The sequence below is a fragment of the Paenibacillus sp. YAE3 genome, from assembly GCF_057546105.1.
The window spans coordinates 248,582-271,679 of record NZ_BAAIYF010000001.1 but is presented as its reverse complement, the minus strand read 5'-3'; the positions used below and the strand labels follow the sequence as shown (position 1 = coordinate 271,679).

At 55.2% G+C, this 23,098-nt stretch carries 22 protein-coding genes; 11 read left to right on the top strand and 11 right to left on the bottom strand.

Annotated elements, in window-relative coordinates:
• The first annotated feature begins 53 nt into the window (after positions 1-53).
• Positions 54-932, top strand: coding sequence for a DUF4097 family beta strand repeat-containing protein (locus tag AC27KL_RS01185; RefSeq protein ID WP_487168507.1), 879 nt, complete (start codon positions 54-56; stop codon positions 930-932).
• Between the two features lie 530 nt (positions 933-1,462).
• On the top strand, positions 1,463-2,917 hold the full coding sequence (locus AC27KL_RS01180; protein ID WP_487168506.1) for a SulP family inorganic anion transporter: 1,455 nt from the start codon (positions 1,463-1,465) through the stop codon (positions 2,915-2,917).
• A 78-nt stretch (positions 2,918-2,995) separates the two neighbouring features.
• Here the strand turns inward: AC27KL_RS01180 and AC27KL_RS01175 are convergent, their stop codons facing one another.
• Positions 2,996-3,550 carry a GNAT family N-acetyltransferase gene (locus tag AC27KL_RS01175; protein WP_487168505.1) on the bottom strand — a complete coding sequence of 185 codons (555 nt, stop codon included), beginning with the start codon at positions 3,548-3,550 and terminating at the stop codon, positions 2,996-2,998.
• Between the two features lie 339 nt (positions 3,551-3,889).
• On the opposite strand from AC27KL_RS01175, the gene AC27KL_RS01170 reads away from it, so the two are divergent.
• Positions 3,890-4,627, top strand: coding sequence for a glycoside hydrolase family 73 protein (locus tag AC27KL_RS01170; RefSeq protein ID WP_487168504.1), 738 nt, complete (start codon positions 3,890-3,892; stop codon positions 4,625-4,627).
• A gap of 133 nt (positions 4,628-4,760) precedes the next feature.
• Positions 4,761-5,129: a sensory rhodopsin transducer gene (locus tag AC27KL_RS01165; protein ID WP_487168503.1), complete on the top strand. Its 369-nt coding sequence runs from the start codon at positions 4,761-4,763 to the stop codon at positions 5,127-5,129.
• A gap of 88 nt (positions 5,130-5,217) precedes the next feature.
• On the opposite strand, the gene AC27KL_RS01160 is transcribed toward AC27KL_RS01165, so the two are convergent.
• Positions 5,218-5,556 carry a L,D-transpeptidase gene (locus AC27KL_RS01160; protein WP_212948822.1) on the bottom strand — a complete coding sequence of 113 codons (339 nt, stop codon included), beginning with the start codon at positions 5,554-5,556 and terminating at the stop codon, positions 5,218-5,220.
• 123 nt (positions 5,557-5,679) lie between these two features.
• Here AC27KL_RS01160 and AC27KL_RS01155 point away from each other — a divergent pair, with 123 nt between their 5' ends.
• The 4 genes from AC27KL_RS01155 (at position 5,680) to AC27KL_RS01140 (ending at position 10,074) form a co-directional block, all read left to right on the top strand.
• Positions 5,680-6,666 (top strand): polysaccharide deacetylase family protein, encoded by a 987-nt coding sequence (locus tag AC27KL_RS01155; protein WP_487168502.1) that lies wholly within the window; start codon positions 5,680-5,682, stop codon positions 6,664-6,666.
• Between the two features lie 511 nt (positions 6,667-7,177).
• Positions 7,178-7,867, top strand: coding sequence for an ArsR/SmtB family transcription factor (locus tag AC27KL_RS01150; protein WP_487168501.1), 690 nt, complete (start codon positions 7,178-7,180; stop codon positions 7,865-7,867).
• 195 nt (positions 7,868-8,062) lie between these two features.
• Positions 8,063-9,601 (top strand): HD domain-containing phosphohydrolase, encoded by a 1,539-nt coding sequence (locus AC27KL_RS01145; protein ID WP_487168500.1) that lies wholly within the window; start codon positions 8,063-8,065, stop codon positions 9,599-9,601.
• 170 nt (positions 9,602-9,771) lie between these two features.
• The gene (locus AC27KL_RS01140; RefSeq protein ID WP_487168499.1) at positions 9,772-10,074 is read left to right on the top strand and encodes a hypothetical protein; all 303 of its coding nucleotides are present in this window, start codon (positions 9,772-9,774) and stop codon (positions 10,072-10,074) included.
• Positions 10,075-10,248: 174 nt separating this feature from the next.
• Here AC27KL_RS01140 and AC27KL_RS01135 read toward each other — a convergent pair whose 3' ends face one another.
• The 7 genes from AC27KL_RS01135 to AC27KL_RS01105 form a co-directional block, all read right to left on the bottom strand.
• A complete protein-coding gene (locus AC27KL_RS01135; RefSeq protein WP_339323246.1) occupies positions 10,249-11,391 on the bottom strand; it encodes an ABC transporter permease in 1,143 nt (380 codons plus the stop codon).
• 42 nt (positions 11,392-11,433) lie between these two features.
• Entirely contained in the window at positions 11,434-12,405 is a 972-nt protein-coding gene (locus AC27KL_RS01130) for an ABC transporter ATP-binding protein (RefSeq protein WP_487168498.1), read from the bottom strand.
• A gap of 11 nt (positions 12,406-12,416) precedes the next feature.
• Positions 12,417-13,181: an ABC-2 transporter permease gene (locus AC27KL_RS01125; RefSeq protein ID WP_487168497.1), complete on the bottom strand. Its 765-nt coding sequence runs from the start codon at positions 13,179-13,181 to the stop codon at positions 12,417-12,419.
• A complete protein-coding gene (locus AC27KL_RS01120) occupies positions 13,181-13,894 on the bottom strand; it encodes an ABC transporter ATP-binding protein (RefSeq protein ID WP_487168496.1) in 714 nt (237 codons plus the stop codon). The genes AC27KL_RS01125 and AC27KL_RS01120 overlap by 1 nt, the downstream gene beginning before the upstream one ends.
• Positions 13,891-14,298, bottom strand: coding sequence for a GntR family transcriptional regulator (locus AC27KL_RS01115; RefSeq protein WP_339323250.1), 408 nt, complete (start codon positions 14,296-14,298; stop codon positions 13,891-13,893). Before AC27KL_RS01115 ends, AC27KL_RS01120 begins: the two co-directional genes overlap by 4 nt.
• 220 nt (positions 14,299-14,518) lie before the next feature.
• Positions 14,519-15,901 (bottom strand): MATE family efflux transporter, encoded by a 1,383-nt coding sequence (locus tag AC27KL_RS01110; protein ID WP_487168495.1) that lies wholly within the window; start codon positions 15,899-15,901, stop codon positions 14,519-14,521.
• Positions 15,902-15,941: 40 nt separating this feature from the next.
• Positions 15,942-16,586 (bottom strand): TetR/AcrR family transcriptional regulator, encoded by a 645-nt coding sequence (locus AC27KL_RS01105; protein WP_487168494.1) that lies wholly within the window; start codon positions 16,584-16,586, stop codon positions 15,942-15,944.
• Positions 16,587-16,870: 284 nt separating this feature from the next.
• On the opposite strand from AC27KL_RS01105, the gene AC27KL_RS01100 reads away from it, so the two are divergent.
• On the top strand, positions 16,871-17,560 hold the full coding sequence (locus AC27KL_RS01100; RefSeq protein WP_487168765.1) for an oxidoreductase: 690 nt from the start codon (positions 16,871-16,873) through the stop codon (positions 17,558-17,560).
• A 119-nt stretch (positions 17,561-17,679) separates the two neighbouring features.
• On the opposite strand, the gene AC27KL_RS01095 is transcribed toward AC27KL_RS01100, so the two are convergent.
• Positions 17,680-19,293, bottom strand: a complete 1,614-nt coding sequence (locus AC27KL_RS01095) for a response regulator (RefSeq protein WP_487168764.1) — start codon at positions 19,291-19,293, stop codon at positions 17,680-17,682.
• A complete protein-coding gene (locus AC27KL_RS01090; RefSeq protein ID WP_487168763.1) occupies positions 19,293-21,098 on the bottom strand; it encodes a cache domain-containing sensor histidine kinase in 1,806 nt (601 codons plus the stop codon). The genes AC27KL_RS01095 and AC27KL_RS01090 overlap by 1 nt, the downstream gene beginning before the upstream one ends.
• A gap of 153 nt (positions 21,099-21,251) precedes the next feature.
• Between AC27KL_RS01090 and AC27KL_RS01085 the strand changes: the two genes are divergently transcribed.
• A complete protein-coding gene (locus AC27KL_RS01085; protein WP_339323254.1) occupies positions 21,252-22,133 on the top strand; it encodes a carbohydrate ABC transporter permease in 882 nt (293 codons plus the stop codon).
• Positions 22,133-22,969: a carbohydrate ABC transporter permease gene (locus AC27KL_RS01080; RefSeq protein ID WP_487168493.1), complete on the top strand. Its 837-nt coding sequence runs from the start codon at positions 22,133-22,135 to the stop codon at positions 22,967-22,969. Before AC27KL_RS01085 ends, AC27KL_RS01080 begins: the two co-directional genes overlap by 1 nt.
• The last annotated feature ends 129 nt before the right edge of the window (positions 22,970-23,098 follow it).

The following is a 23,098-nucleotide window of genomic DNA, read 5'->3' as shown; positions in this document are numbered from 1 at the left end:
CCGACCCGTATAATGAGTACCAGATATAACCAGAGGGGTATCGGAGGGAACTCATGATGAAGAAATCATATCAGTGGGCAGTGGCCGGGGCGATTCTTTCAGGGCTGCTGTTGACGGGCTGCGCTTCCGTTAACGAAGCCGCGCAATCCGTTAAGGAGGACCTGCAGCAGGTTACGGCCGCCGCGGGGGATTCGATCGGCAACGCCGCTTCCGGGATGGCGGACCGAATCAAGCGGAGCGGCAAACCGCTCGAGTTAACGGCTAGGCATGAATCCGGCTCAGAGACGGTGCTGCGCATCGAGCATGAGGTTGGAAACATTCGCCTTGTGCCGGTAGCGGGGGACGCGATCCAGGTGAAGACGACGATTTGGTTTTTGAAAGACAGGTCTTACGAAAACTTGGCGGAACAAGCGGAGACTTCGTTCCTTCCAGAGGGCGGCAACCTGAGGCTCGCAACCAGCCCGAAAGACGACCCGGAGCGGAATTTATGGGATTGGGCCGAATCCAAATACGGCTATTCCGACTTCGTCATCGACTATGAAATCGAAGTTCCCGGATCGGTGACGGGCATCGATATCGCGAGCGACGTCGGGGAAGTGAACGTGGAAGGGTTTAAAGGGAACTACCGAATCCGCAATAATGTGGGGAATATCGTCGTGCTAGACGGCCACGCGTTGGGTGCGTCCGAGATTGAAGCCGATGCCGGAAGCCTGCAGCTCCGAATGAACGGGATCGAGGAAGGCGGCAGTCTGACGGCCCGGACCGATGTGGGAAGCATCCGCGCCTCCTTTGCCGATACGATGAAATATACGCTTCAGGCGGAAAGCGACCTTGGGGCGATCACCGGCGTGCCGGACGGAAAACGGGAGTTTAACGGGGGAGGAGCGGAGATTTTGCTTCAGACCTCCGCCGGAGAAATTACCGTCGAGTAAGGGAATCATTCGTTTCGTTGATACGTATGTACAGCGGTTTTGCGGCCAAGCCAAATCCATGCACCTCGCGAGAGAGGCAGGGTTTGGCTTTTTTCGTTTGCCGCGGTTGTTTGAAGCCATGCAAAAAGCCTGCGGATGAGCGGGGGCCGCAGGCTTTTTGCCAAGTAAGGGGAGTGATGGGTGAAGCATGAGGTTGGCGGAAAACGAAAATGTTTATAACATCTTCGTTTCTAGTAATATATTCAAAAGGTTTGAGATGTTTCGTGATAGAAACAGCAGGTAAAAAGCTCATTTATTGCCGGGGAGATGGCAGATAAGAATAAGTAATCGGGACGATGGGAGAGCAAACGCCGTATTTAATCGCTTACATGGCATTTTGGGATCGATTCGATTTATGTTTATAATAATGATCAGTGAAAATCGGACCCGGCGAACCTGAGAGTGGGGAGCTATCATCTTGTTTGTATGCTTTCTTTCGGATTATGTACGGACGCTTCGGCACAAAAAATAGGATAGGAGGAATTATTTCTTTGTTTTTGAATGGCTTGAAACAAGGTTTCTTTAGTAATGTCAGAAAAGATATTTTATCCGGCTTGACGGTGGCGTTTGCGCTCATTCCGGAGGCGATCGCCTTTTCCCTGATGGCCGGCGTGGATCCGATGGTCGGATTATACGCGTCCTTCCTGATCGCCTTCACGATTTCGTTTGTCGGCGGAAGGCCGGGCATGATTTCGGCGGCGACGGGCGCCATGGCCTCCCTGATGGGGCCGATCGTAGCTAAATACGGCATCGAATATTTATTCGCGACGACCATATTGACGGGGATATTGCAGTGGGTGATGGGCGCGCTGAAATTCGGCCGTTTGATTACCTTCGTGCCGCAGCCGGTGATTGTCGGTTTCGTTAATGCGTTGGCCATCGTCATTTTTATGGCGCAGCTTCCCAACTTCGTCGGCGCGACCTGGGTCATGTATCTGATGGTTGCGGGCACGCTGCTCATCATTTATTTGTTCCCGTTCCTGACGAAGGCCGTTCCTTCGGCTTTGGTGGCGATCATCGTGATGACGGTGATTTCGGTATGGACGCATGCGGACGTCAGAACGGTGGGCGACATGGGGACGATTACGCAGACGCTGCCGTCCTTTCATATTCCGTCGGTCGCCATATCGTTCCATCTGTTCATAACCGTATTGCCGTACGCCTTGGCGCTGGCGGTGGTCGGAATGACGGAATCGCTGCTGACGGCGAATCTGGTGGATGAGCTGACCGAGATGGGAAGCGACAAAAACCGCGAGATCAAAGGGCAGGGCATTGCCAATATCGTTTCCGGCTTTTTCGGAGGCATGGCGGGCTGCGCAATGATCGGACAAACGGTGATCAACGTAAAATCCGGCGGCCGTTCCCGGCTGTCGACGTTGGTGGCCGGCGTGTTCCTGCTGTTTCTCATTATCGTCCTTGGCAGCGTGGTCAAGGTGATTCCGATGGCTGCGCTGGTTGGCGTGATGATCATGGTGTCCGTCGGAACGTTCGATTGGCATTCTTTGCGGACGCTGCATAAGGTGCCGATCGGCGACACGATCGTGATGGTCGTGACCGTGGCGATCGTGGTGGCGACTTCGAATCTGGCCCTTGGCGTCGTGGCGGGCGTGATCTTGAGCGCGCTGCGGTTCGGCTGGAAAATGGCGCGGATTCATGCCTCCACGGAACGAACCGGGCAGGGAGCCAAAATATATCGTATCCATGGGCAGCTGTTTTTCGGAACCATGTCGCATTTTACCCAGCTGTTTGCCTATCACGAGGATCCCGAGCATGTCGTCATCGACTTTACGGGGTCGCATCTGTGGGACCAATCGGCAACCAGCGCCCTCACCAAAGTGATCGATAAATACGAGGCGCTCGGCAAACGGGTTACCGTGCAAGGACTCAATGAAGAAAGCCGGGTCATTCTGGATAAAATCGGCCGTACGCTGGATTCATCCGCATAGCGGCGAAATCAACGAAGAGGCGTTCTCCTTGGCAGGAGACCTCCTCTTTTTGCGTCCTTGAACGGCTTATTCCGCGCGTCAATCTGCGGCCGGTACCCGCTTTTCATAGAGATTGAACGAAGCTCCCGGGGCCGGTCCGCGATACTCGAACCCGGCCCCGCTATATAGGCGGTTGAGGGCCGGCACGGAGGCAATGCAGTCCAAACGGATCCGATCCTTGCGAGGAAAACGGATGCCGTTTACCGCCCAGTCCAAAATGGCGCTGCCAAGCTGCTCGCCGGCAAAGTCCCGGTTGATGCAAAGCCGGTGCAGGTAAACGGAGGATTCATGCCCCTCCTCCCCCCATAGCGAACGGTCCCACGCGCTGGCGTGCTGCTGAAGAATGACCATGCCGGCGAGCGCCTCGCCTTTTTTGAATATAAATACGTCACCGCGGTCGATCGCTTCGGGCACGCCGTGGCGGTCCTCTCCCGCAAGCAGCTCATGCCATTGCTTGGAACCTTTGCTTTGCAGCCAGGCCGCGGCTTGTACCATCAGGCCGTTCACCGCTGCTTTATCTTCCGCTCCCGCCTGAACGGCGCGGATTCCGGGCTTGACTTCGTCGCGGATGATGCGGTATTTCATATCGTTCATATTCATCTCTCCCCTCCGTAACAAATAAGATGCGTATATAGAGCATACACGTTTGCCATCGGCTTGCATGCTCGTTTTCAGGATGATTGCTTCTGTTATCTTAAAAAAGTTCGCGGCTTTAAGCAATACATGCGCCGTATGCCGCATCCTTGCCGGAAGAGGCCTATGGCTTGAAGCAGGCCGCTGGGAGGGCGTATGTTTCATCCGTCATGAAAAGGGCTTGTATGAGGTTCGGGCAAGGGTATGGCCGTACAGGCCGCCTGAAGCCGGTCGGCATTGAATGGTATGAGGAGGGTTTCAAATGTCGTATTTGCTAGAACGAAGAGGGGGTGTCTTTAGGTGAAACAGGAGGAGTTCATCGCCAAATTAGCTCCGCTTGCGGTTGCAGACCAGGCGAAGACAGGAGTCCCCGCTTCCCTTACGATTGCCCAGGCGGCGCTCGAATCGGCATGGGGGGCAAGCAGCCTTGCGGCGCAAGCGAATAATTTGTTCGGCATCAAAGGCGAAGGACCCGCCGGAGGCATCCGTATGCCGACCTCGGAATATGTAAGGGGCGCTTGGGTGGAGATGTTTGCTTATTTCCGCAAGTACCATAGCTGGGAGGAGTCCATCCAAGACCATTCCCGCCTGATTCTCAGCGGGGTTGCCGGGGACCGGCGGTACAGCGGGGCGTTGCATGCGGACGGCAAAACGGCGGCAAAAGCGGTGGCGAAAGCCGGTTATGCGACGGATCCGAACTATGCGGAAAAGTTGATGCAACTCATGGACCGGTACGATTTGTATCGTTATGATCGCAAAAAGGAGGAGGGCGGGCCCATGACCCCAGAAGAAAAGGCGGCGTTCGAAGCGCTGCAGGCAACGGTCGCGCAGCAAGCCGCCTGGATCAAGCAGCAGGAAATGCTGCTCAATATGCCCTGCCCGGTTTGGGCGCAGGATGCTTACGACTTTTACAAGCCGTATATCTCGGATGGAAAAGGAAGTTATGATTTTTGGCGGCAGCTCGTCATTCAATACCGGCACGAAAAGGGAATTCGGGTCAACCCCGACGGCCCGAACGCGGACGGCCCCCGGCAATAAAAAACCTGCGGCGCAAAGCGTTTTTCACGGAAAAAGGAAGGAATATCGGTTTCATCCGCAGAATGGGTAGAGCGAAAATGGAAATGAGTGTAATTTGACTGCCCAATACCTGATGAAAGCGGAGGAAACCATCATGCCCAAAGGCGAATTGCAGTGGATCATCCCGGACGGGTACATTCCGCCGGACAGCAGCGGACGACTGGAAAGCCATGAATCGATATGCGTGCTGAATTTGAACCGGGAGGACGTCACGGTTACCGTCAACGCTTTTTTTGAGGACCGCGAGCCGTTGCTCGGCATGGAGGCGACCGTTCCGGGCCAACGAACGAAGCATATCCGAACCGCGTCGCTGCAAGCGGAAGGACGGTTTATCCCCAAGGGCGTGCCTTATGCCATGGAAGTCGTCAGCAGCGGTCCCGTGTATGTGCAGTACAGCAGGCTGGATTCCACGCAAGCCGAAAACGCGCTGATGAGCGTCATGGCGTATCCAGTCAAAGCCTAGCTTATCGGCTCTAAAAACAAATCCCTGCGGAAACGGCAGTTTCTTGCAGGGATTTGTTTATTTGGGCGGCATGATTCGGGGCTTTAAGCTAGGGCCGGATCGTCACGCGCGTGCCGACGGGCACGTAAGAGGAAAGTTCGAGCACATCCTCGTTGTGCATCCGGATGCATCCATGCGACACTTCATGGCCGATCGAAGCCGGATCGTTGGTTCCGTGTATGCCGTAGTGCGGTTTGGACAAGCCCATCCATAACGCTCCGAACGGCCCGCCCGGGTTTTCCTGTTTGTTGATGATCGTAAATTCGCCCGTCGGGGTGCTGGTTACCATTCTGCCGATGCCGACGGGATAGGTTTTCACGACCCGGTTTTCGTCCAGCAAATGCAGCTTGCGGTCCGAAAGGTCAACGATGATCCGATAGTTGGGCATTTGCATCACTCCTTGTTTTCAGAGTATGTTTATTATGCAGGGAAGGTATCACCGGACAAGCGCGAAAATCATCCAAAAATAAAGCTTTTGCCATTATCGGTAACAAAGGAGTTCAAGCAAGCCATGCACCGGAAAAAAATATTATCGTACGGCACTTTCGGCATTTTATTGTTGATCGCTGTGTTGTTTTTATGGAGAGAGGGCCCGTACGTTTACCATCCGGCGCGGACCCCGCTTAAGGGAGGAGCCGGAGCGGCCCGCGTTCACGGCTTTTTCTCGACCCGGCCGACGCCAAACGCCATTTATTATAAAAATAAGGTGATCGTCCTGATGTATCACGACGTGCGGCCCCACCCCACCGACATCAAGAGCTTGGATACGGCCGTATTCAGGCAGCAGCTCGATGCGATGAAGGCGAACGGCTTTCATTGGATCACGATGGAGCAATACGCCGACTTCATCACGAAACGCCGCCCCGTGCCGGACAACGCGGTGCTGCTGACGTTTGACGACGGCTATGAGACGTTTTACAAACATGTTTTTCCCATCCTGCAGGAGTACCGCGCGCCAGCAACCAATTTCCTGATCGTCGCGACCATCGGAAATGACAAACATCCGGGACTGCCGAAGCTCAATTGGCAGCAAGTGCAGGAGATGCACCGCAAGGGAATCGATTTTTACAGCCACACCTACGACTCCCATGCTTACGGTTATATTCGGATTTTGGGCAAAAACAAGGACCGGGCCGAGCCGATGCTGATGGGGCCGGAAGTCAATAAAACGCTGCACCATGTCGAGACGTGGGAAGAATATACGCAGAGGGTCACGCGGGACCTGGACTTATCCAATCAAATTTTACGAGCCAAAATCGGAAATAACCGCGACATTCTGGCGTTTCCCTACGGCGGTTATTCCAAACCCGTGATCGACATTTGCCGCAAGCTCGGCGTTCAGGTGACGTTCTCCGTCAAACCGGGCATCAACAGCCCGGGCCAGTATATCGGCTATCGGGTCAACGCGGGAGGCATGGACAACAATCCGATCACCCTCCTTGAATACATGAAGCGAGGCGCTCCGATCAAAACGCCGATCAAAGGCTATCGCCTCTAAAATGGACGAACCCCCGAAGACTGCGAATGGCAGCTCCCGGGGGTTCTGTGTATTTTGTCAGGCGCAGCATGACGCCGTCTATTTAACCCCTGACAGCCCGAAAATGGCAGACTGCAGCCGGTTCCTTAAGTATTCTTGTCGGTAAACAGAATAATGACCTTTCCAAAACAACAAAAGCCCTACCTCTCTTTTGTCCTTGCGGCTCCGATGACCGCGCCAGTGTGAATCAGAATGCGTCTTTCATAAACTCTTACTTCGTTAGGGTCATTCAAAATAGGAATTTAATGCTTCGTCGATCCGAATGAAGGTTTCATGGATCTGAAGGGTTATTCTTCTTGCGAGGAACGTAAAAGGAGTTAAATGAAATTGTACATTCTTATACTATATCACAAAAACCAGGATTATGCAAAAGTATTCTGAATTGTAGTGGGCAATGGGTTGGTTGGGGATGGCAACACTTTAACGTTTCGATTAATATCGAAGTATGAATGTGTTTGAGGGAGGAACGGACATGAGCGCAAATCCTAAGCTTGCGGAACTGGTATCTCTTCTGGGGGATCCGTCCCGGGCGGCGATCCTGACGAGTTTGATGGACGGCCGTTTCCATACGGCCAGCGAATTGGCGCTTGCGGCAGGCATAACCCCGCAAACCGCCAGCTTTCACTTGGGGAAAATGGCTTCCGGCATGCTGGTCGCAGCCGAGAAGCACGGCCGGCATCGTTATTACAAACTGGCGAACGAAGAAATCGCGCGGGCGCTCGAGACGCTGCTATCGATTTCCCGGCCCGCCGAAATCAGGTCGCTGCGCCAATCCGAACAAATGAAAGCCTTATGCAAGGCCAGAACCTGTTACGACCATCTGGCGGGGAAGCTGGGCGTCGGGTTGACCCGGGCCATGGTCGAACAGGGGTGGATCGAAGAAGGCGACGGCGAATTTGTCGTGACGACGGCCGGCGAGAATTTTTTTGCCGACTTTGGGTTGGATCTGCCTGCGCTGCGCAAGGAGCGTCGGTCGTTCGGCCGAATTTGCCTGGATTGGAGCGAGCGGCAGCATCATCTTGCGGGCAGCATGGGCCAAGCGATCGTCACCCGTTTGTTCGACATGAACTGGATTGAACGGGCGGCTTCCGGCCGAGCCGTCGTCGTGACGGAACAGGGCAAGGAGGGAATCAAGAGATTTTTCAACCTGGAATGGAAATGATTTGAAACGGATCTATGAATAAATTCATAAGTTCTTATGCGTGCCCCGCCTTGGCGGGGCTTTTTTTGCCGTTGTCACAAAATGTTTCCGAAAGCGGGATGTTTCTTGCGATTATTGTCACATATTCCGTTCTTTCGTCCGATAATGATAGTAGTATTGGACTGGCCATTTTACGAATAAGGAAGGCTTTGCTGTATGAATACCGATTCTTCTTGCTTGGAGACGCGGAAGGTATACCGGTCGTTTCTGGGCAAATTGATGCGCAATTATTTGATCGGGTTGCTGCTTACGGTTCTCGTCGTCGGCAGCGCGATCGTGCCGGCGACGCTGAACATCGCCACAGAGGAGTATAAACGCCTTGCACTCGTCTTGCTCGTTTCGCTCGTTTCCATGGGGGCTGCCGAATGGATTTTTTTTAACCGCCATATCCGCTCCCTCCGGGAGGGGCTTGCACCGGGCGCAAGCCTGGACGTGCTTCGCAACGCGTTCATCCAAACGCAGCGGCTGCCGCTGCTGACCGTCTTTCGGATTTTGGTGCCGCATCAGCTGAGCTTCTCGATACCGGCACTGCTGTTGACGGCATGGATGCTGCACGAAGGCCTGCTGACTTTTCCCGGATCTTATATCCTGGTGGCGGCTTTGGGGGCGCTGCTGGTGGCCGGGATGCATGCGATGCTGGATTTTTTCCTGACGACGGCCGCCATCCGCCCGATGCTGATCGAATTCAAAATGCTTGCCGAAAAAAAGTTCCAGGTGGAGCTGGATGCCGACGACCATGTGTTGTTGTCGATCCGTCCCAAATTTTTGGTCAGCGGCATACTGATCGGCACCCTGCCGCTGCTGCTGTTCAGCCTTGCCGCGCATATCCGGCTGGAGCAGCTCGACGGCGGCATGTTCCAAAACTACTGGGGCTGGGCCGGGCTGATCCTGCTCATCGATTCGGCTTTTGTTTACATGGGGGCAAGGCTGATCACCCAAGACATCGAGCGCCCGATTTCGCAGCTGTACGACGCGATGAACGAAATTAAGGAAGGACGGCTGACCAAGGTCCAGAACGTGTATTCCGATGAATTTTCCAAGCTGGTTACCGGCTTCAACATGATGGTCAACGCTTTGGAAATGCGGGAAAAGGAGAGCCAGGTCATGCTGGACAGTTATTTCGTCACGCTTGCCGTAGCGCTGGATGCGCGCGATCCGTACACCGCGGGCCACTCGCTGCGCGTCGCCGAATATTCGGAAAAAATCGGCCGGCTGTGCGGCATGTCCCCGGAGGAGCTGGCGATCGTCCGGAAGTCGGCGCTGCTGCACGATATCGGCAAAATCGGCATTCGCGATACCGTCCTGCTGAAGGAGGGACGACTGACCGATGAAGAATTTGATCAGATCAAAGCGCATCCGGAGCTTGGCGAAAACATCCTGCTCCAGATCGAACCAAAGGAAGTGATGGCGCCGCTGCTTCCGGGCGTCCGTTCGCATCATGAGCGTTACGACGGCAAAGGATACCCCGATGGGCTCGCCGGGGAAGAGATTCCGGTGCTCGGAAGGATCATCGCCGTGGCCGACGCCTATGACGCGATGACCTCCGACCGCCCTTACCGCAGAGGCATGGCGCCGTCCATCGCTTTGTCCATTTTGGATGAAGGACGGGGAAGCCAGTGGGACCCGGTGTTCGCCAAGGTTTTTGTGGACCATATGCGAAAACAGCTGCCCTCGATTCCCAAATGGGGGGCCTGAAACCGGAAAACGTCTGCCGGAACGGCAGGCGTTTTGTTGTGGAAGGGCCGGCTTCTTTGATACAATGTCAACAAAGAGGCGGCGCCATGACGGATCGGGTGCCGTTTGACATCCATGAGCGAAAGCAAAACGGGCTGGATTGAAAAATGATCAAGGCGGAGGTGGGCGATATGGGGATCGGAAAAGCTGCGGCGTGGACGCTTGAAGCTCTGCGCAGCATCATGTTTTTGGCCGTAGGATTGTTTGCTTTGGGGGCCGTCGAAAGGCCGCTGACGGACGGGAAGGAGCTGGGGCCGATCCAGATGCTGCTGTTTCTCGCCGCGAATTTGACGGTTCTTTATGTACTGCACCGTAATTTGTTCGGGCAGCGCCGGTTTTACCGTTCCGCGGAAAAACCGAAACTGTCCGGGGCAAAGACGGCGGCGCTCATCGGGTTTGCGTGTTTTGCCATCTTCATCGTAAGCGTATTTTGACTCAAAAATCATGATAGGGATCAAGCGAAAGGGCTGTCCTGCCGGCAAATCGGCGGGACAGCCCTTCATTGTTGCAAGCTTCTTGCTTCTTGGGGAAACCTCAATCCCAAGCGGCCCGTTTTCTTGGAAAGTTCGCTAGCCGCTGTCTTTTATCGGGGGCCCCGTTCGGCGACGCTAGTTGGCCGCCGACCGGAGAAAACCCGGCAGTCTGAGCATGGCCACGGTAAGTCCGGCCAAACCGAACGTGAGAAGAATGAGGGCTGCGCCCCATACGTCCCCTAGATGTGCGCCATGGGCGATAATATCCTGCAGCGAATGCTGCGCCCAAAATTGCGGCAGGAAATGGCCGACCGTCTGCACCGCCTTCGGCAGGAGATAAGAAGGGACCCACAAACCGCCCAGCATGGCGCCCCCCATGGAAATGACCTGCGTGATGACCATGGCCGCGCCTTCGCCCGGCACGAGGAAGGAGAGGGCGAGGCCGATGCCCGTGCCGGCAATGCTGAGGGATACCACGATGACGGCGAGTGCGGCGACGTCGCCCAGCGCCAGGCCGTATACGAAATGGCCGAAGGCGAACAAAATGACGCACTGCGCGATGACCGTCAAAACGAACGGGAACCACATGCCGAGCAAATAATGCAGCGGTTTGATGCGCGTCGTCCGGATACGCGACAGCAGTCCGGTTTTCTTTTCCTCGAAAAAGCGGCGGGCCATCGTGATCATGATGAAAAAGACGAACATGACCGTCATGCCGGGCACGACTTGATCAATCATGCTGAACTTATCCGAGGAGGCCGTCACGTTTTCGATCCGGATCGGGGAGGCGAGCGCCGCTTCGGCCTGCGCTTCGGACTCTCCTTTGGAGATCAGCAGGTCGGTCAGCTTTTGCTCGCGGTATTGGGTGGAAATGCTGCCGAGAATGGCCTGGATGGGGGCGACCTCCATCTGGGCGGACGGGTCCTGATACAGCTTGACGTCAGCCGCTTTCCCCGACTTCATTGCCTGCCCGAAACCGCTCGGGATGACGAGCATGGCCGAGAATTGCCCCTGCTTGATTTTGTCGAGCTGCCCGCTAACGTCATCCGCGGGAAGCTGCTCCACGTCCATGATGCCCTTCATTTGGCCGATCAGCGCCTTGGACGCGGCGGTCTGGTCCTGATCGATCGTACGCAGCGTCACGGAGGCCCCGCCTTCTCCCTGATTAAAGACGGAACCGAACATGACGATAAAAATAATCGGCATCAAGAGGAGAAAAAAGAAGCTTTTTTTATCCTTGCCTATGAGCCGCAGCTCTTTGATAATCATCGATTTCATCGTTGGAATCTCCTTTGTTCAAAGTTTGGAACCGAATGTTCGCTAGTCGCGAAGCGCCGTTCCGGTGACCTTCAAAAACACGCTTTCGAGCGAAGGGCGGACGATTTCCAGCTGCTTGACGTCCCATGCCTGCAGCGAAGCCTGGCGCAAAAGATGCTGCATGAGGACCGAAGGCTGTTCCGTTTCCAGCAGCCAGCCGGACCCCTCCTTGCGGGAGGAGGCGATATATGAATCTTGAGGCGGTTCTGTCAAACCGGGAACTTCCAGATAAATCGCCTTTTGGCCGTATTGCTCGAGCAGTTGGCCCAGCGGGCCCATCGCTTTGACCGTGCCCTGATCCATAATCGCGATTTCGTCGCAAAGGGCTTCGACCTCTTCCATGTAGTGCGTGGAGTAGATGATGGTCACGCCTTCGCGGTTCAGCTCGCGGATCATCTCGAAGATATGGTTGCGCGACTGCGGATCGATCCCCACCGTCGGTTCGTCGAGAATGAGGAGCTTGGGCCGATGGAGCAGGGCAGCGGCGATGTTGATCCTTCTTTTCATGCCGCCCGAGAAGGTGCTGACCGCTTCGTTTGCCCGCTCGAGAAGTCCGGTCTTGGCAAGCACCTCATGAATCCTTTGCTTTAGCTCCTTGCCTTTGACCCCATAGGCTTCCCCGAAAAATTCAAGGTTCTGGTAAGCGGTCAGCTTTTCGTACAGCGTAATGTCCTGCGGAACGTAGCCGATATATTTGGCGACGGCATCCGTTTCGCTGGCGGCATCTTTGCCGAACAGCTTCGCCGTGCCGCTGTCGGCCTTTACGATGCCCGTCAATATTTTCATCGTCGTCGATTTGCCGGCGCCGTTCGGGCCAAGAAAACCAAACGAGGTGCCGGGCTTCAGCGAAAAAGTGACGTTTTCGAGCGCCTGCTTTTTGGCGTATGCTTTTCGCAGTCCTTTGACCTCTAGCATATATTCGTTGTTAGATGCAGTATAATCAGCCGCCTTTGGCGGATGGATCGTTTGAACCATGTTTTTTCCTCCTATAAATCCAGTTTCTTTTCAAGCAAAAACGCCGTGATCCGAAGCACTGCAAAGGCCAGGATCCAGTCCAGCGCGACGATGGCCGGAAGCTCCAGCGGATAGGAAGCCCACAGGCTTTGCTGCGGTGAAAAGCTTGATTCGGGAATGACGATGTCCGTCAAGGAATACGTCAGGCCGAGGGCCGCCATGAAACCAACCCACAGGATCGGCGCCAAAGGACGGACGACGGTGTGTTGAAGAATGCCCATTAGGATGCCGACCGCGATGATCAGCGGGCTCAGCGTGACGATCAGCGACAGCCACTGGATTCCGGTCGCCATAAACTCCCGGGTCGTTTCGAACGAATAGTAGGGGATGGTGAAGGAAAGAATCATGACGTATACGGACGTGATGACAAACAGCATGAGGATCGCTGCCCATACCTTCAGCCAGCTGCCCAGCCATTTGGCGGCAATGAGCCGCACGCGGGATGCGGGAATCGTGAGCCACCAGCCGTAGGTTTCGTTGCCCCATTCGTTTTTGACGGACCCGAATCCAAGAAAAAATACGATGTATGGAAAACCCAGGGTAACGGTCCAAATGGCATTAACCTGAAGATCGTTCCGCAGGGCAAAATAGGTAGCGGTACCGATCATGGCGGCCAGGATGCATAAAAAGTAGGCCCACCACCAACCTCGGGGGATGCGGGTCCGGTTTTGCTTCTTCCAGTTTCCTTTGCTTCTGAACTCGTGCCGTACCAAATCACGGAAAACTGCGGAAAACATTAATCGTTCCACTCCTTCGCGTACAATTTGCGGAAAACGTTCCGCAGCGAGCCGTATTCCGCCCGCAAATCCTCGGAATTGCCGGACCAGATGGCACGGCCTTCCTTCATCATGACCGTGTAGTCGAACAGCCCCTCCACTTCCTGGATGTCATGGGTGCTGATCAGGATGGACTGCTCGCTTTCTTCCAGGTAATCGATCAGACTGGCGACGATCGCTTCCCTGGACATGACGTCAATCCCTGTAAACGGCTCGTCGAGCACGACAAGATCCACGTCCCGCGCAAGGCATAAAATGAGCATAATCCGCGCTTCCTGGCCTTTGCTCATGCCGCCGACGCGCATGTCGAGGTCGATCTCCATTTCGTCCGCCAGCTGAATCGCGCGTTCCATGGAGAAGCCGGGAAGGAAAGAGTTTCCCCATTCGAGCGCTTGCCGGGCCGTATGATTCGGATACCATCGGGCGCGGTCGGGAAGATAGGCGATGCTTTCGTTCGTCCGCCAGCCCGGCGTTTTTCCCAGCACCTCGATCCGTCCTTCGTCAGGTTTCACCATGCCCGTCAACGTACGGAAAAAAGTCGATTTGCCGCAGCCGTTCGGGCCCAGTATGCCGGTGATCCTTCCTGCGGGAATCGCAAGTTCAAGCCGATCCAGCGCGATTTTTTTGCCGTAACGCTTCGTTACCTGATGGCATTCCACAATGTTTGGGGTCATAAACCGTATCCTCCCGTCCCCGAATCTTTTTTCCCCCGGACGTATTTCTCGATGTCTTCCCATGAAAGTCCGAGGCTTTCCATCTGCTCCATGAAACTGTCGATATATTTGGCGGCCAGAGCCGTTCGAAAGGAGGCCACGTTTTCGGCGGAGGAGGTCACGAACGTGCCTTGACCCCGGCGTTTCTCCGTCAATCCGTCCCGTTCCAGCTCCTGATAGGCCCGCATCACGGTATTCGGATTAATCCGCAGTTCCTGGGCGAGCTCTCTGACCGATGGCATTTTGTCTCCCAAAGCAATCTCTCCTTTTGCTATTGCGCTTCTGGCTTGGTCCAGTATCTGTTCATATAAAGGTTGACTGAAATCGATCTGAAAATGCAGCGAGCCAACCTGCTGTTCTTCCATAGAGGTTCCTCCCACCGTACCGAAGTACGATTAGTGATTTAAGTGTATTATATCACTTAATACACCTAATACAATAGGCAGGACCAAATTTTTTGAAGTGGAGGGTTTATCCAACGCAAAAAAACCTGTCCCCTCCCGGATGGGAAAAGACAGGCGGTGCGCGTGCTCGCGTGCAAGGCATGCAAGCCAGGGAAGACGTTTTGTTCTTGAACAGCTTCGGTCAAACGCGGTCCGCTTTCTTTGAAGTCATGGTGATCGACGCGTTTGTTTTGCCGTTTTGCAAAAATTTGACGTACAGGAAGATCGAAAGGGCGACGACGCATTCGGACAACGGGATGGACAGCCATACGCCGCTTGTGCCCAGCAGGTGAGGCAGCACCAGCAGGAAGATGACCATCAGAATGATTTCCCGCGACAACGTGATCCATACGGCTGCCTTGACCTGCTCGGTTGCCTGAAAATAAGTCATCATGACGAAGTTGACGCCCATGAACATATAGCCGATGAAAAACAACCGGATGCCGTTGACCGCCAGCGACCGGACCTCTGCGGAGAAATCGCCGAACAGCGACACGATGCCTCCCGCGGACACGAGGCCAAAAAGAAATACGGCAATGCCGGAGACGATGGCCGTAACGACGGCGATCCGGACGGTTTGCACTTCGCGCAGGCGCAGCTTGGCGCCGCGATAGTAGCTGATCAGCGGCTGAACCGCCGAGCCCATGCCGAGGAACAGCATCAGCATGACGCTGTGGGCGTAATTGAGCACCGAAAAAGCGGCGACGCCTGCCGTCCCGGCCCAACGCACCATCGCCACGTTGTATCCGATCGTGAATACGGACAATCCGACTTCGGATATAAAGCTTGGAAAGCCGATCGTCAGCGTCCGGATGGCCAGCCGGAGGGAGAAATACGGCTTGACGAAAGAAAGCGTCCGTTCCTTGCGGAAAAAATGGACGAACAGGACCAGCGCGCCGACCAGCGTGGCGGCGACGGTCGCCAATGCCGAACCTTTGACGCCCATATCCAGCACGTACAGGAATACATAGTTTAAAACAATGTTCAACACCGCCGAAACGACCATCGAGATCATGGACAGATTCGGGTTGCCGTCATTGCGGACGAACAGGCTGAACGTATTTTGGATCGTAATGATAAAGCCGTACGTGAGCAGCACCGTCATATATTCAAGCGCATACGGGAGCGTATCCCGGTTGGCCCCGAGCGCATAAGCCAACGGAATTCGCAGCAGATAGGCCGTGAGCGCGACGAGCATCGTTAAAACGAAAATAAGGATAAGCGAATGCGTGAATATCCGCTGCGCCTGCTTCGCGTTTTTCGCGCCTTTCGATTGGGAGAACAGGGTTGCGCCGCCGATCCCGAGCCATAGCGACATGGCGAAAAATACGGAGAAAACCGGGGATGCGATGTTGATGCCGGCCAGCGCCAGCGCGCCCAGGCGGTGACCGACGAAAATGCCGTCGGCCACGACGTTGATCGACATCATCAGCATCCCGACAAGGGAAGGAATGAGATAACGTACGAATACTTTGCCTACGGGGTCGGTTTCCATTGCGGGCAAAAGCTTTTTTTCTTGACTCATGAGAGTTCCTCCATAACTTGATCAGGCTTGTTTAAGATTGTTAAAGGTTCATTCGGTCGGCTTCCGTCGCCGACGGAGCGGCCGGCGGTTCCGTCAGGCCGGTAATGCCGTATAGGAAAACATGCATCGCCTTAAGGTACAGCGCGCGCGCCTCCTCAAAAGACATTTTGTTCGAAGAGAACTCCATGCCGGCAAGCATGCCTTCAAGGATAATGCTGAGCATGCGCGCGTCGTCCGGTTTGAATTCGCCCGTCCGCATGCCCTCTTCCAGCAGCTCCTCATAATTGCGGAGATATCCGTGCATCATCGCTTCGATCCGGTCCTGATTCGGAGATGTAATCAGCTCGGTCGCGTAAAACTCGTTCATCGCCTTGGTGAGCGGATGCTGGAATCCGTCCATCAGAAAATGCTCGACCAGCGCGATCATCTGCTCCTTGACGGTATGGTATTTGGCCTTTTTCGCCTGGAACTGCTCGGCCCATTCCCGGTTCCATTCGTCAAGCAGGTGCAGCAGCAGCCCTTCCTTGTTTTTGAAATGGTAATAGATATTGCCTTTGCTGATTTGCGTGGCGGCGACGATATCCTCGATCGAGGTGGAGGCATATCCTTTTTGCCCGAACAAGGCGCGGGCGGCATCGGCGATTTTCTGTTTCGTCTGCTGGCTGGAAAGCTGTTTTTTGTTCATCAACCTCACCTTACCTTGGCTCCAATATTTATACTGAACGTTCATTCTAAAATAATTCTATTTCAGTATATCCGCACGACATTCGAATTTCAAATCTACGGAAAAACGATAAACGCAAAAGGGAGGGGGAAGCATGACGGGATGCGGGGATGCTTGGCCCCTGCGAACACGGCTGCTAAGGAAGAAGGAGCTGATGGCCCCGGGGGGAGGGGCCTGTTGAAACCGGATACCTGGAACAGGTAGAATGAGGAAAAAAGGATGACTTAGAAAGCGGGGTGGGGAAGATCGGATTGCAGGCATTGGTGCTTGGCGCCACGGGCCTTGTGGGCGGAGAGCTGGTTGCGGAACTGCTGCGCAGCGAAGCCTATGATGCCGTCGTCGTGCTGACGAGGCGTCCATTGGCGGTTCGCCATCCGAAGCTGCGGGAAACGATCATCGACTTGGAGGCGCTGGAGGATCATGCGGAAACGTTCCGGGGCGTCAGGGATGTGTTTTGCTGCCTTGGCACGACGATCCGAAAAGCGGGATCGCAGGCGAAATTCCGCAAGGTCGACCTTGAATATCCGCTGCGGGCGGCGAAAATAGCGAAACGTCAAGGCGCCGGGCAGTTTTTGGCCGTTACCGCGATGGGGGCCGATCCCAATTCCAAAATCTTCTATAACCGGGTCAAGGGCGAGGCCGAAAAAGCCATGGCTTCTGTGGGTATCCAAGGCGTGCATTTGTTTCGGCCGTCGCTGCTGCTCGGCGAGCGAAACGAATTCCGCTTCGGCGAGGCGGCAGGGGCCTGGGTCATGAAAAGCCTGGACCCCCTCATGCGGGGCAAAGCGGCCAAATACCGGGCCATGCCGGCTAGGACCCTTGCGCGAGCCATGGTGAACATCGCTTTAACGGAGACGGCCGGCGTCCATGTATACCCGAACGACGTGATTCGCGTGCTTGGCACGGAGGCGGAAGATGGCTGCGTGAATGCTTGAAGCGTCTCGCGCTTTTTCGATGGCGATAGCATAAAAACAGACAAGCGTCCCGGGATCCGTCATGGATCCGAGGGACGCTTATTTTTTCGCCGATCAGCAAACGGAACGCGGGAGAAGCCTCAGCGCGCAGCCTGCTCCTTCCGGTACTCGTTGGGGGTTTGGCCTTCCTGCTTTTTGAAGACCTTGCTGAAATATTTTTCGTCCTGGTAGCCGACCATTTCCGCGACCTGCGCGATGCGCAGCTGCGGGTTCAGCAGCAGCAGCTTCGCTTTTTCGATGCGCACGCCCGCAAGGAAATCCGATATGTTCACGCCGAATTCCTGCTTGAAGCGGCGGGAGATGTATTCGCGGCTCAGGAAAAAGCGGGCGGCCATGTCCTGCAGCGAGATATCCTCGGCATAATGGTTCTCCAAATACGAAGCGATGTCGTAAATGATGTGGTTTTCCCGGGAATGCCGCTGCGTGAGAATCCGGCTGGCCGCCGTCAGCCGGCCTTCGTATTGGGCTTTCCAGAGCGGGAAGGAAAGCCTTCCCTGCGGGTCGAGCGGAAGCGACCGCGGGAGTTCGAGCAGCGCGTCCTTTTCGGGTCCGTCCTGGGACGGGCTATCGTTGTGGTCCATCCACTGCTTCAGCATCCAGTCCCATTCGGCATTCCACTGCTCGAGCTGCGCCGGCGTTACCGCGCCGAGCTCCCCGACCCGGCTCATCCAGGCGTCCACCGCGGCTCCGATTTTTTCCGCGCTGCCGCTGAGCGCGGCCAGCCGGAAGCTCTCTTCGTGCGAGCTTAGACGAAGCGGTTTCGGGGGCTGCGGCGCGTCGCCGTGAAGCCAGCCGGAACCGCTTAACGCGTTCCGCCGCCACAGGGCCAGGCGGGCCTCCTGATAGGAAGCGGCTGTCCCTTGCGGAAAAGGCAGGCACGATCCGGCCCCGATATGCACCTGCCGGCGCAGCGTCAGGTCGATTCCCTGCCGGATGTTTTCAAGGACGGCCTGATGTGGCATCGTTTCGTCCCAAAGCAGCATGACGATCTCCTCGGGGCGTCCCAAATGATGAAAGGCGATGCCTTTTTGTCCGGACATCAGCACTTCATTGCAGATATTGATCAGCGTAAAGTACAGCAGCTCCGGCATCTGCCCGAATTTATCCAGCACCTCGTGGTCGAGCTGGGCGGTGCTGATGACGGCGGCACGGCAGGAGGCGGCGGAATCCGGCAGGCCGAACTCGTCCCGGAGCTGCCGGGCCAGTTCCTCTTTGCCGCCGGGGCCGCCGATGAGGTCGGTCAGCAGCTTGTCCGCGTAATGCGGCCGCATCCGGTTCAGCTCCATGTTTTGGCGCGTGCTGAGCCGGTCCTGCAGCGCTTCTTTCCGTACGGCCTCCACGGCTTTTTCCAATGCTTCGTTCAGCGCATCCGGATCGACCGGCTTCAAAATATAATCGAGGCCGCCGCTCCGGATCGTGTGCCGCACCAGCTCGAAATCGTCGTATCCGCTGATGACGATCGTTTTGACGTCGGGGCTGTTGTCCTTGATCCATTCGAGCAGTTTGGTGCCGTCCATCCTCGGCATGCGCATGTCGGTCATCACGATTTGCGGGGATTCCTCCGCGATGAGCTCCACGGCCGCTTGCCCGTCGGATGCTTCAAGAATGCCCGTCACGCCATGCCCGTCCCAATCGGCCAGCATTTTGATCGCATCCCTCACGTGCTTTTCGTCATCCGCTATCAAAACCTTCATCATTCGTTCGTCTCCTTCGTATATTTCGCTTTGGTGTGTATTCGGGCGGTGATCCGGACGCCTTGCGGCTCGATGTTTTCGATGTGCAGCGCCGATCCGTGCTCGTTGTACAGCTGAAGGCGCATCATGACGTTGTGCAGCCCGATCCCATACTCCCCGTTTCCGTCGGCCTGCGTCCCGCTTTGCTGGCGTTCGAGCCCGGCGGCGAGGCGGCTTAGCACGTCCGGCGGAATCGACTCCCCGTTATTTTCGATCGTAACCGTGAGGACGCCTTCCGGCTCCATCCGGCTTATGATGGCGAGTTTTCCTTTCCCGCCTTCCGGATTGTCCATCCCGTGTTTGAAAAAGTTCTCGACGAGCGGCTGCAAAATCATTTTCGGCACCTGCACCCCCAGCGTGTCCGGCTCCAGAAGGAGCGAAAATTCCAGCTGATCGCCAAACCTCTCCTTTTGCAAATCCAGATACAGCTTCACGTGTTCCGCTTCATCCTGAAGCGTGACGAGCGCGTCGTTGTTGTTCATGCTGTAGCGCATGATTTTCGCGAGGGATGAGAGCAAGGCATAAATCCGGGGCGCGTTGTGATGAAGCGCCAGCGTGCCGATCGACTGCAGCGTGTTGTATAGGAAATGCGGATTGATCTGGGCCTGCAGCGCCTTGAGCTGATTGGTTTTGTTGGCCAATTCCAGCTTGTATTCGCGCAAAATGAGGTTGTTGATCGTATCCATCATCTGCCTGAACCTGGCGAACATGATGCCCGTTTCGTCGCGGCTGCTCCAATCGATATCGACGTTCAGCTGGCCGGATTGGATCCGGTTCATGTAGCTGGTCAAACGTTTGATCGGCTCGGTGATGCGCACCGAAATGAACAGCGTGCCGAAGATGATCACGAGCAGGGCGATGACGGCGATCACCGTATTGATTTTCGTGAGCTCGGTCGCCCGCTCATACAGCGTCGCGTTCGGGATTCGCTTGATAATCGTCCAGTCCGTATAAGGCGTTTGCATCTTTTCGTACACATGCATCGCGCCGTTCATTTCAAAATAGCCGCTGACGTTTTGGCCGATATGGTCAAGCACGGCATGATCCTGCAGCTTTTGGCCGATTTGCTCGTCGTTGCCGGAATAAATGACGCTGCCGCCCTGGTCGACGATGACCAGCTGCTCGTTCTTTTTATTAAACAGCTGTTCGCAAATGGCCGCAACCGAATCGAGCCTGACGTCGATGGCCAGCACCCCCAGCACCTTTTCCGAAGGGATGTTGGTGATCGTCCGGTGGAAGGTGAACACCTGGCGCTTCGTATACGAGGTCGGCGACGGGGGAAAACCATAATCATGGCTGTTATGGGTCGGCTCGACGGCGGTCGTGAATCTTTCGTAAGGCACGGTACTGACGTAAGGCACGGGACGGAACTCCCTTTTCGGAAAGGTGGCCGGCGTCACGAGCGTCGATTGGTTGGACTGCGAAGCATGCAGGTAGATCCGCTCGATGCCGCTCACCGTGTTTTGTATGTTTTGCAGCAGCGTAAACACCTCGGCCACGGCTCGGTAATCGTCGGGAATTTTGCGCAGGTTCCGCAAAAAATTGGCGTCGTTATACACGACGAGCGAAGCCTTGTTGATATTGTCCAAATAATTGCTCAGATTCGTTTTCCCCTGAAAAATCAAATGCCGGTTTTCCTCCAGCGCCTGCTCCTTAATCGTCTCCTTCGTATGGATATACGTGATGCTGATGGACAGCAGCAGCGGTATCGTCGTCGCCAGCAGCATGAACTGGATCAGCCGTGAGCGGATGCTGCGGAACTTCATCGGTTTGTCCCCTTCGTTTAAATAATGGCCTCTTTTCGGCATATCAATATTTTCCCCCTAACGGTTCACGATCCTCCGTTTTTTTTGTAAACGCATTCCTCCATACTTAACCTACAGACAGTCAGAGTATTTTTTGCAAAGGGGAGAATCGGGATGAATCGCAAAAAAACGTCCGGGCTGCTTCAGCAGCTGGTGTTCGTGGGGCCGTCCACGCTCTTTTTTACCGTCATTATTGTGATTCCGTTCCTGCTGGGCCTCTATTACTCCTTCACGAGCTGGAATGGAGTATCCGGCGAGGTCACCTGGGTCGGCATCGACAATTTCAAACAAATATTAACGAAAGATCCCGACTTTGGGAAGGCTTTCTGGTTTACGGTCCGCTTTACGGTGATCGGCATTATTTTAACCAATCTGCTCGGATTTTTCCTGGCGTATTTCCTGACGAAGCCGCTGAAGACGCGCAACGTGCTGCGCACCGTCTTTTTTATGCCGAACGTGATCGGCGGCCTGCTGCTGGGTTTCATCTGGCAGTTCATTTTCGTCAAAGGGTTCTCTGCGGTGGGCGATGCCACCGGCTGGCATTTCTTCAACCTGCCTTGGCTCGGCGACGCGACGACAGCGTTCTGGGGCATCGTGATCGTGTTCGTTTGGCAAACCGCGGGTTATTTGATGGTCATCTACATTTCGTCGATCAACAATATTCCGAAGGACATTATCGAAGCGGCGGAAATCGACGGGGCCAGCAGGCTGCAAATTTTGAAAACGGTCATTATGCCGCTGGTCATGCCGGCCGTTACCGTCTGCTTGTTCCTGGCGATCTCATGGTCCTTCAAAATGTTCGACCTGAACCTGTCGCTCACGAAAGGCGGGCCGTTCCGCTCGACCGAATCCGTGGCGCTGAACATTTACAACGAGGCGTTCCAGAACAACCGTTACGGGCTGGGCACCGCCAAAGCGATCATATTCTTCGTCGTCGTGGCGGTCATTACGAGCCTGCAGGTGAAATTGACGAAATCGAAGGAGGTTGAATCCTGATGGAAGTATCCAAAAAATACCGCTTCGGAACGCTTGCGACCGAAATCGTCATGGTCGTCATCGCGCTGCTCTTCCTGATTCCGTTCTACTTCCTGTTCGTGAATTCGGTCAAAACGTTCGGCGATCTGCTGACCAATGCCGCCAGCTGGCCGAAAAGCTTCGAATGGCACAACTACAGCAAGGCGTGGGACATGACGAATTTCCCGTCGGCCTTCAAAAACTCGCTGATCGTCACCGTATTCAGCAACGTGCTGCTCGCGTTGTTCAGCGCGATGGCGGCATACCGGATGGTGCGCCACAACAGCCGTTTCAACCGGTTTTTGTTCGCCATTTTCGTCGCGGCCATGGTCATTCCGTTCCAGTCGATCATGATTCCGCTCGTGAAAGTGATGAGCTCGCTTAGCTTGATGAACAGCATACCGGGATTGATCGTGAGCTACCTCGGTTTCGGCGTGCCGCTTAGCGTATTCCTGTTCCACGGGTTCGTCAAGTCGATTCCGCTGGAGATCGAGGAGGCCGCGCGGGTAGACGGCACCAACACCTACGGCACCTTCTTCCGGATCGTGCTGCCGCTTTTGAAACCGATGTTCGTTACGGTTATCATTTTAAATACGCTGTGGATCTGGAACGATTACCTGCTGCCGTCCCTGGTGCTGCAAAGCGCCGATCTGCGGACGATTCCGATCGCGACGTTCGCGTTTTTCGGGCAGTTCACGAAGCAGTGGGACTTGGCGCTGCCGGCGCTTGTGCTCGGCATCTTGCCGGTCATCATATTTTTCCTGGCGATGCAGAAATATATCGTGGAGGGCATTACGCAGGGCGCGGTCAAGGGCTGATGGATGTATGAAACGGGGCGGGGCTTCACAGGTCAATCCGCTCCCCCTGTTTGATCAATATCGTAAGTGCTCATTGGCGACGCCGGTTTTTATAATGAAGAAGTAAACGATTACAAAGATAAAAAACAT

Excerpts from the sequence above, each read along its gene's own strand:
- AC27KL_RS01080 (WP_487168493.1), top strand. The coding sequence starts at position 22,133 with ATGGAAGTATCCAAAAAATACCGCTTCGGAACGCTTGCGACCGAAATC.
- AC27KL_RS01185 (WP_487168507.1), top strand. The coding sequence starts at position 54 with ATGATGAAGAAATCATATCAGTGGGCAGTGGCCGGGGCGATTCTTTCA.
- AC27KL_RS01125 (WP_487168497.1), bottom strand. The coding sequence starts at position 13,181 with ATGTTTTCCGCAGTTTTCCGTGATTTGGTACGGCACGAGTTCAGAAGC.
- AC27KL_RS01165 (WP_487168503.1), top strand. The coding sequence starts at position 4,761 with ATGCCCAAAGGCGAATTGCAGTGGATCATCCCGGACGGGTACATTCCG.
- AC27KL_RS01090 (WP_487168763.1), bottom strand. The coding sequence starts at position 21,098 with ATGAAGTTCCGCAGCATCCGCTCACGGCTGATCCAGTTCATGCTGCTG.
- AC27KL_RS01140 (WP_487168499.1), top strand. The coding sequence starts at position 9,772 with ATGGGGATCGGAAAAGCTGCGGCGTGGACGCTTGAAGCTCTGCGCAGC.
- AC27KL_RS01160 (WP_212948822.1), bottom strand. The coding sequence starts at position 5,556 with ATGCCCAACTATCGGATCATCGTTGACCTTTCGGACCGCAAGCTGCAT.
- AC27KL_RS01155 (WP_487168502.1), top strand. The coding sequence starts at position 5,680 with ATGCACCGGAAAAAAATATTATCGTACGGCACTTTCGGCATTTTATTG.
- AC27KL_RS01105 (WP_487168494.1), bottom strand. The coding sequence starts at position 16,586 with ATGAACAAAAAACAGCTTTCCAGCCAGCAGACGAAACAGAAAATCGCC.
- AC27KL_RS01085 (WP_339323254.1), top strand. The coding sequence starts at position 21,252 with ATGAATCGCAAAAAAACGTCCGGGCTGCTTCAGCAGCTGGTGTTCGTG.
- AC27KL_RS01130 (WP_487168498.1), bottom strand. The coding sequence starts at position 12,405 with ATGGTTCAAACGATCCATCCGCCAAAGGCGGCTGATTATACTGCATCT.
- AC27KL_RS01150 (WP_487168501.1), top strand. The coding sequence starts at position 7,178 with ATGAGCGCAAATCCTAAGCTTGCGGAACTGGTATCTCTTCTGGGGGAT.
- AC27KL_RS01175 (WP_487168505.1), bottom strand. The coding sequence starts at position 3,550 with ATGAACGATATGAAATACCGCATCATCCGCGACGAAGTCAAGCCCGGA.
- AC27KL_RS01110 (WP_487168495.1), bottom strand. The coding sequence starts at position 15,901 with ATGAGTCAAGAAAAAAAGCTTTTGCCCGCAATGGAAACCGACCCCGTA.
- AC27KL_RS01115 (WP_339323250.1), bottom strand. The coding sequence starts at position 14,298 with ATGGAAGAACAGCAGGTTGGCTCGCTGCATTTTCAGATCGATTTCAGT.
- AC27KL_RS01135 (WP_339323246.1), bottom strand. The coding sequence starts at position 11,391 with ATGAAATCGATGATTATCAAAGAGCTGCGGCTCATAGGCAAGGATAAA.
- AC27KL_RS01145 (WP_487168500.1), top strand. The coding sequence starts at position 8,063 with ATGAATACCGATTCTTCTTGCTTGGAGACGCGGAAGGTATACCGGTCG.
- AC27KL_RS01095 (WP_487168764.1), bottom strand. The coding sequence starts at position 19,293 with ATGAAGGTTTTGATAGCGGATGACGAAAAGCACGTGAGGGATGCGATC.
- AC27KL_RS01120 (WP_487168496.1), bottom strand. The coding sequence starts at position 13,894 with ATGACCCCAAACATTGTGGAATGCCATCAGGTAACGAAGCGTTACGGC.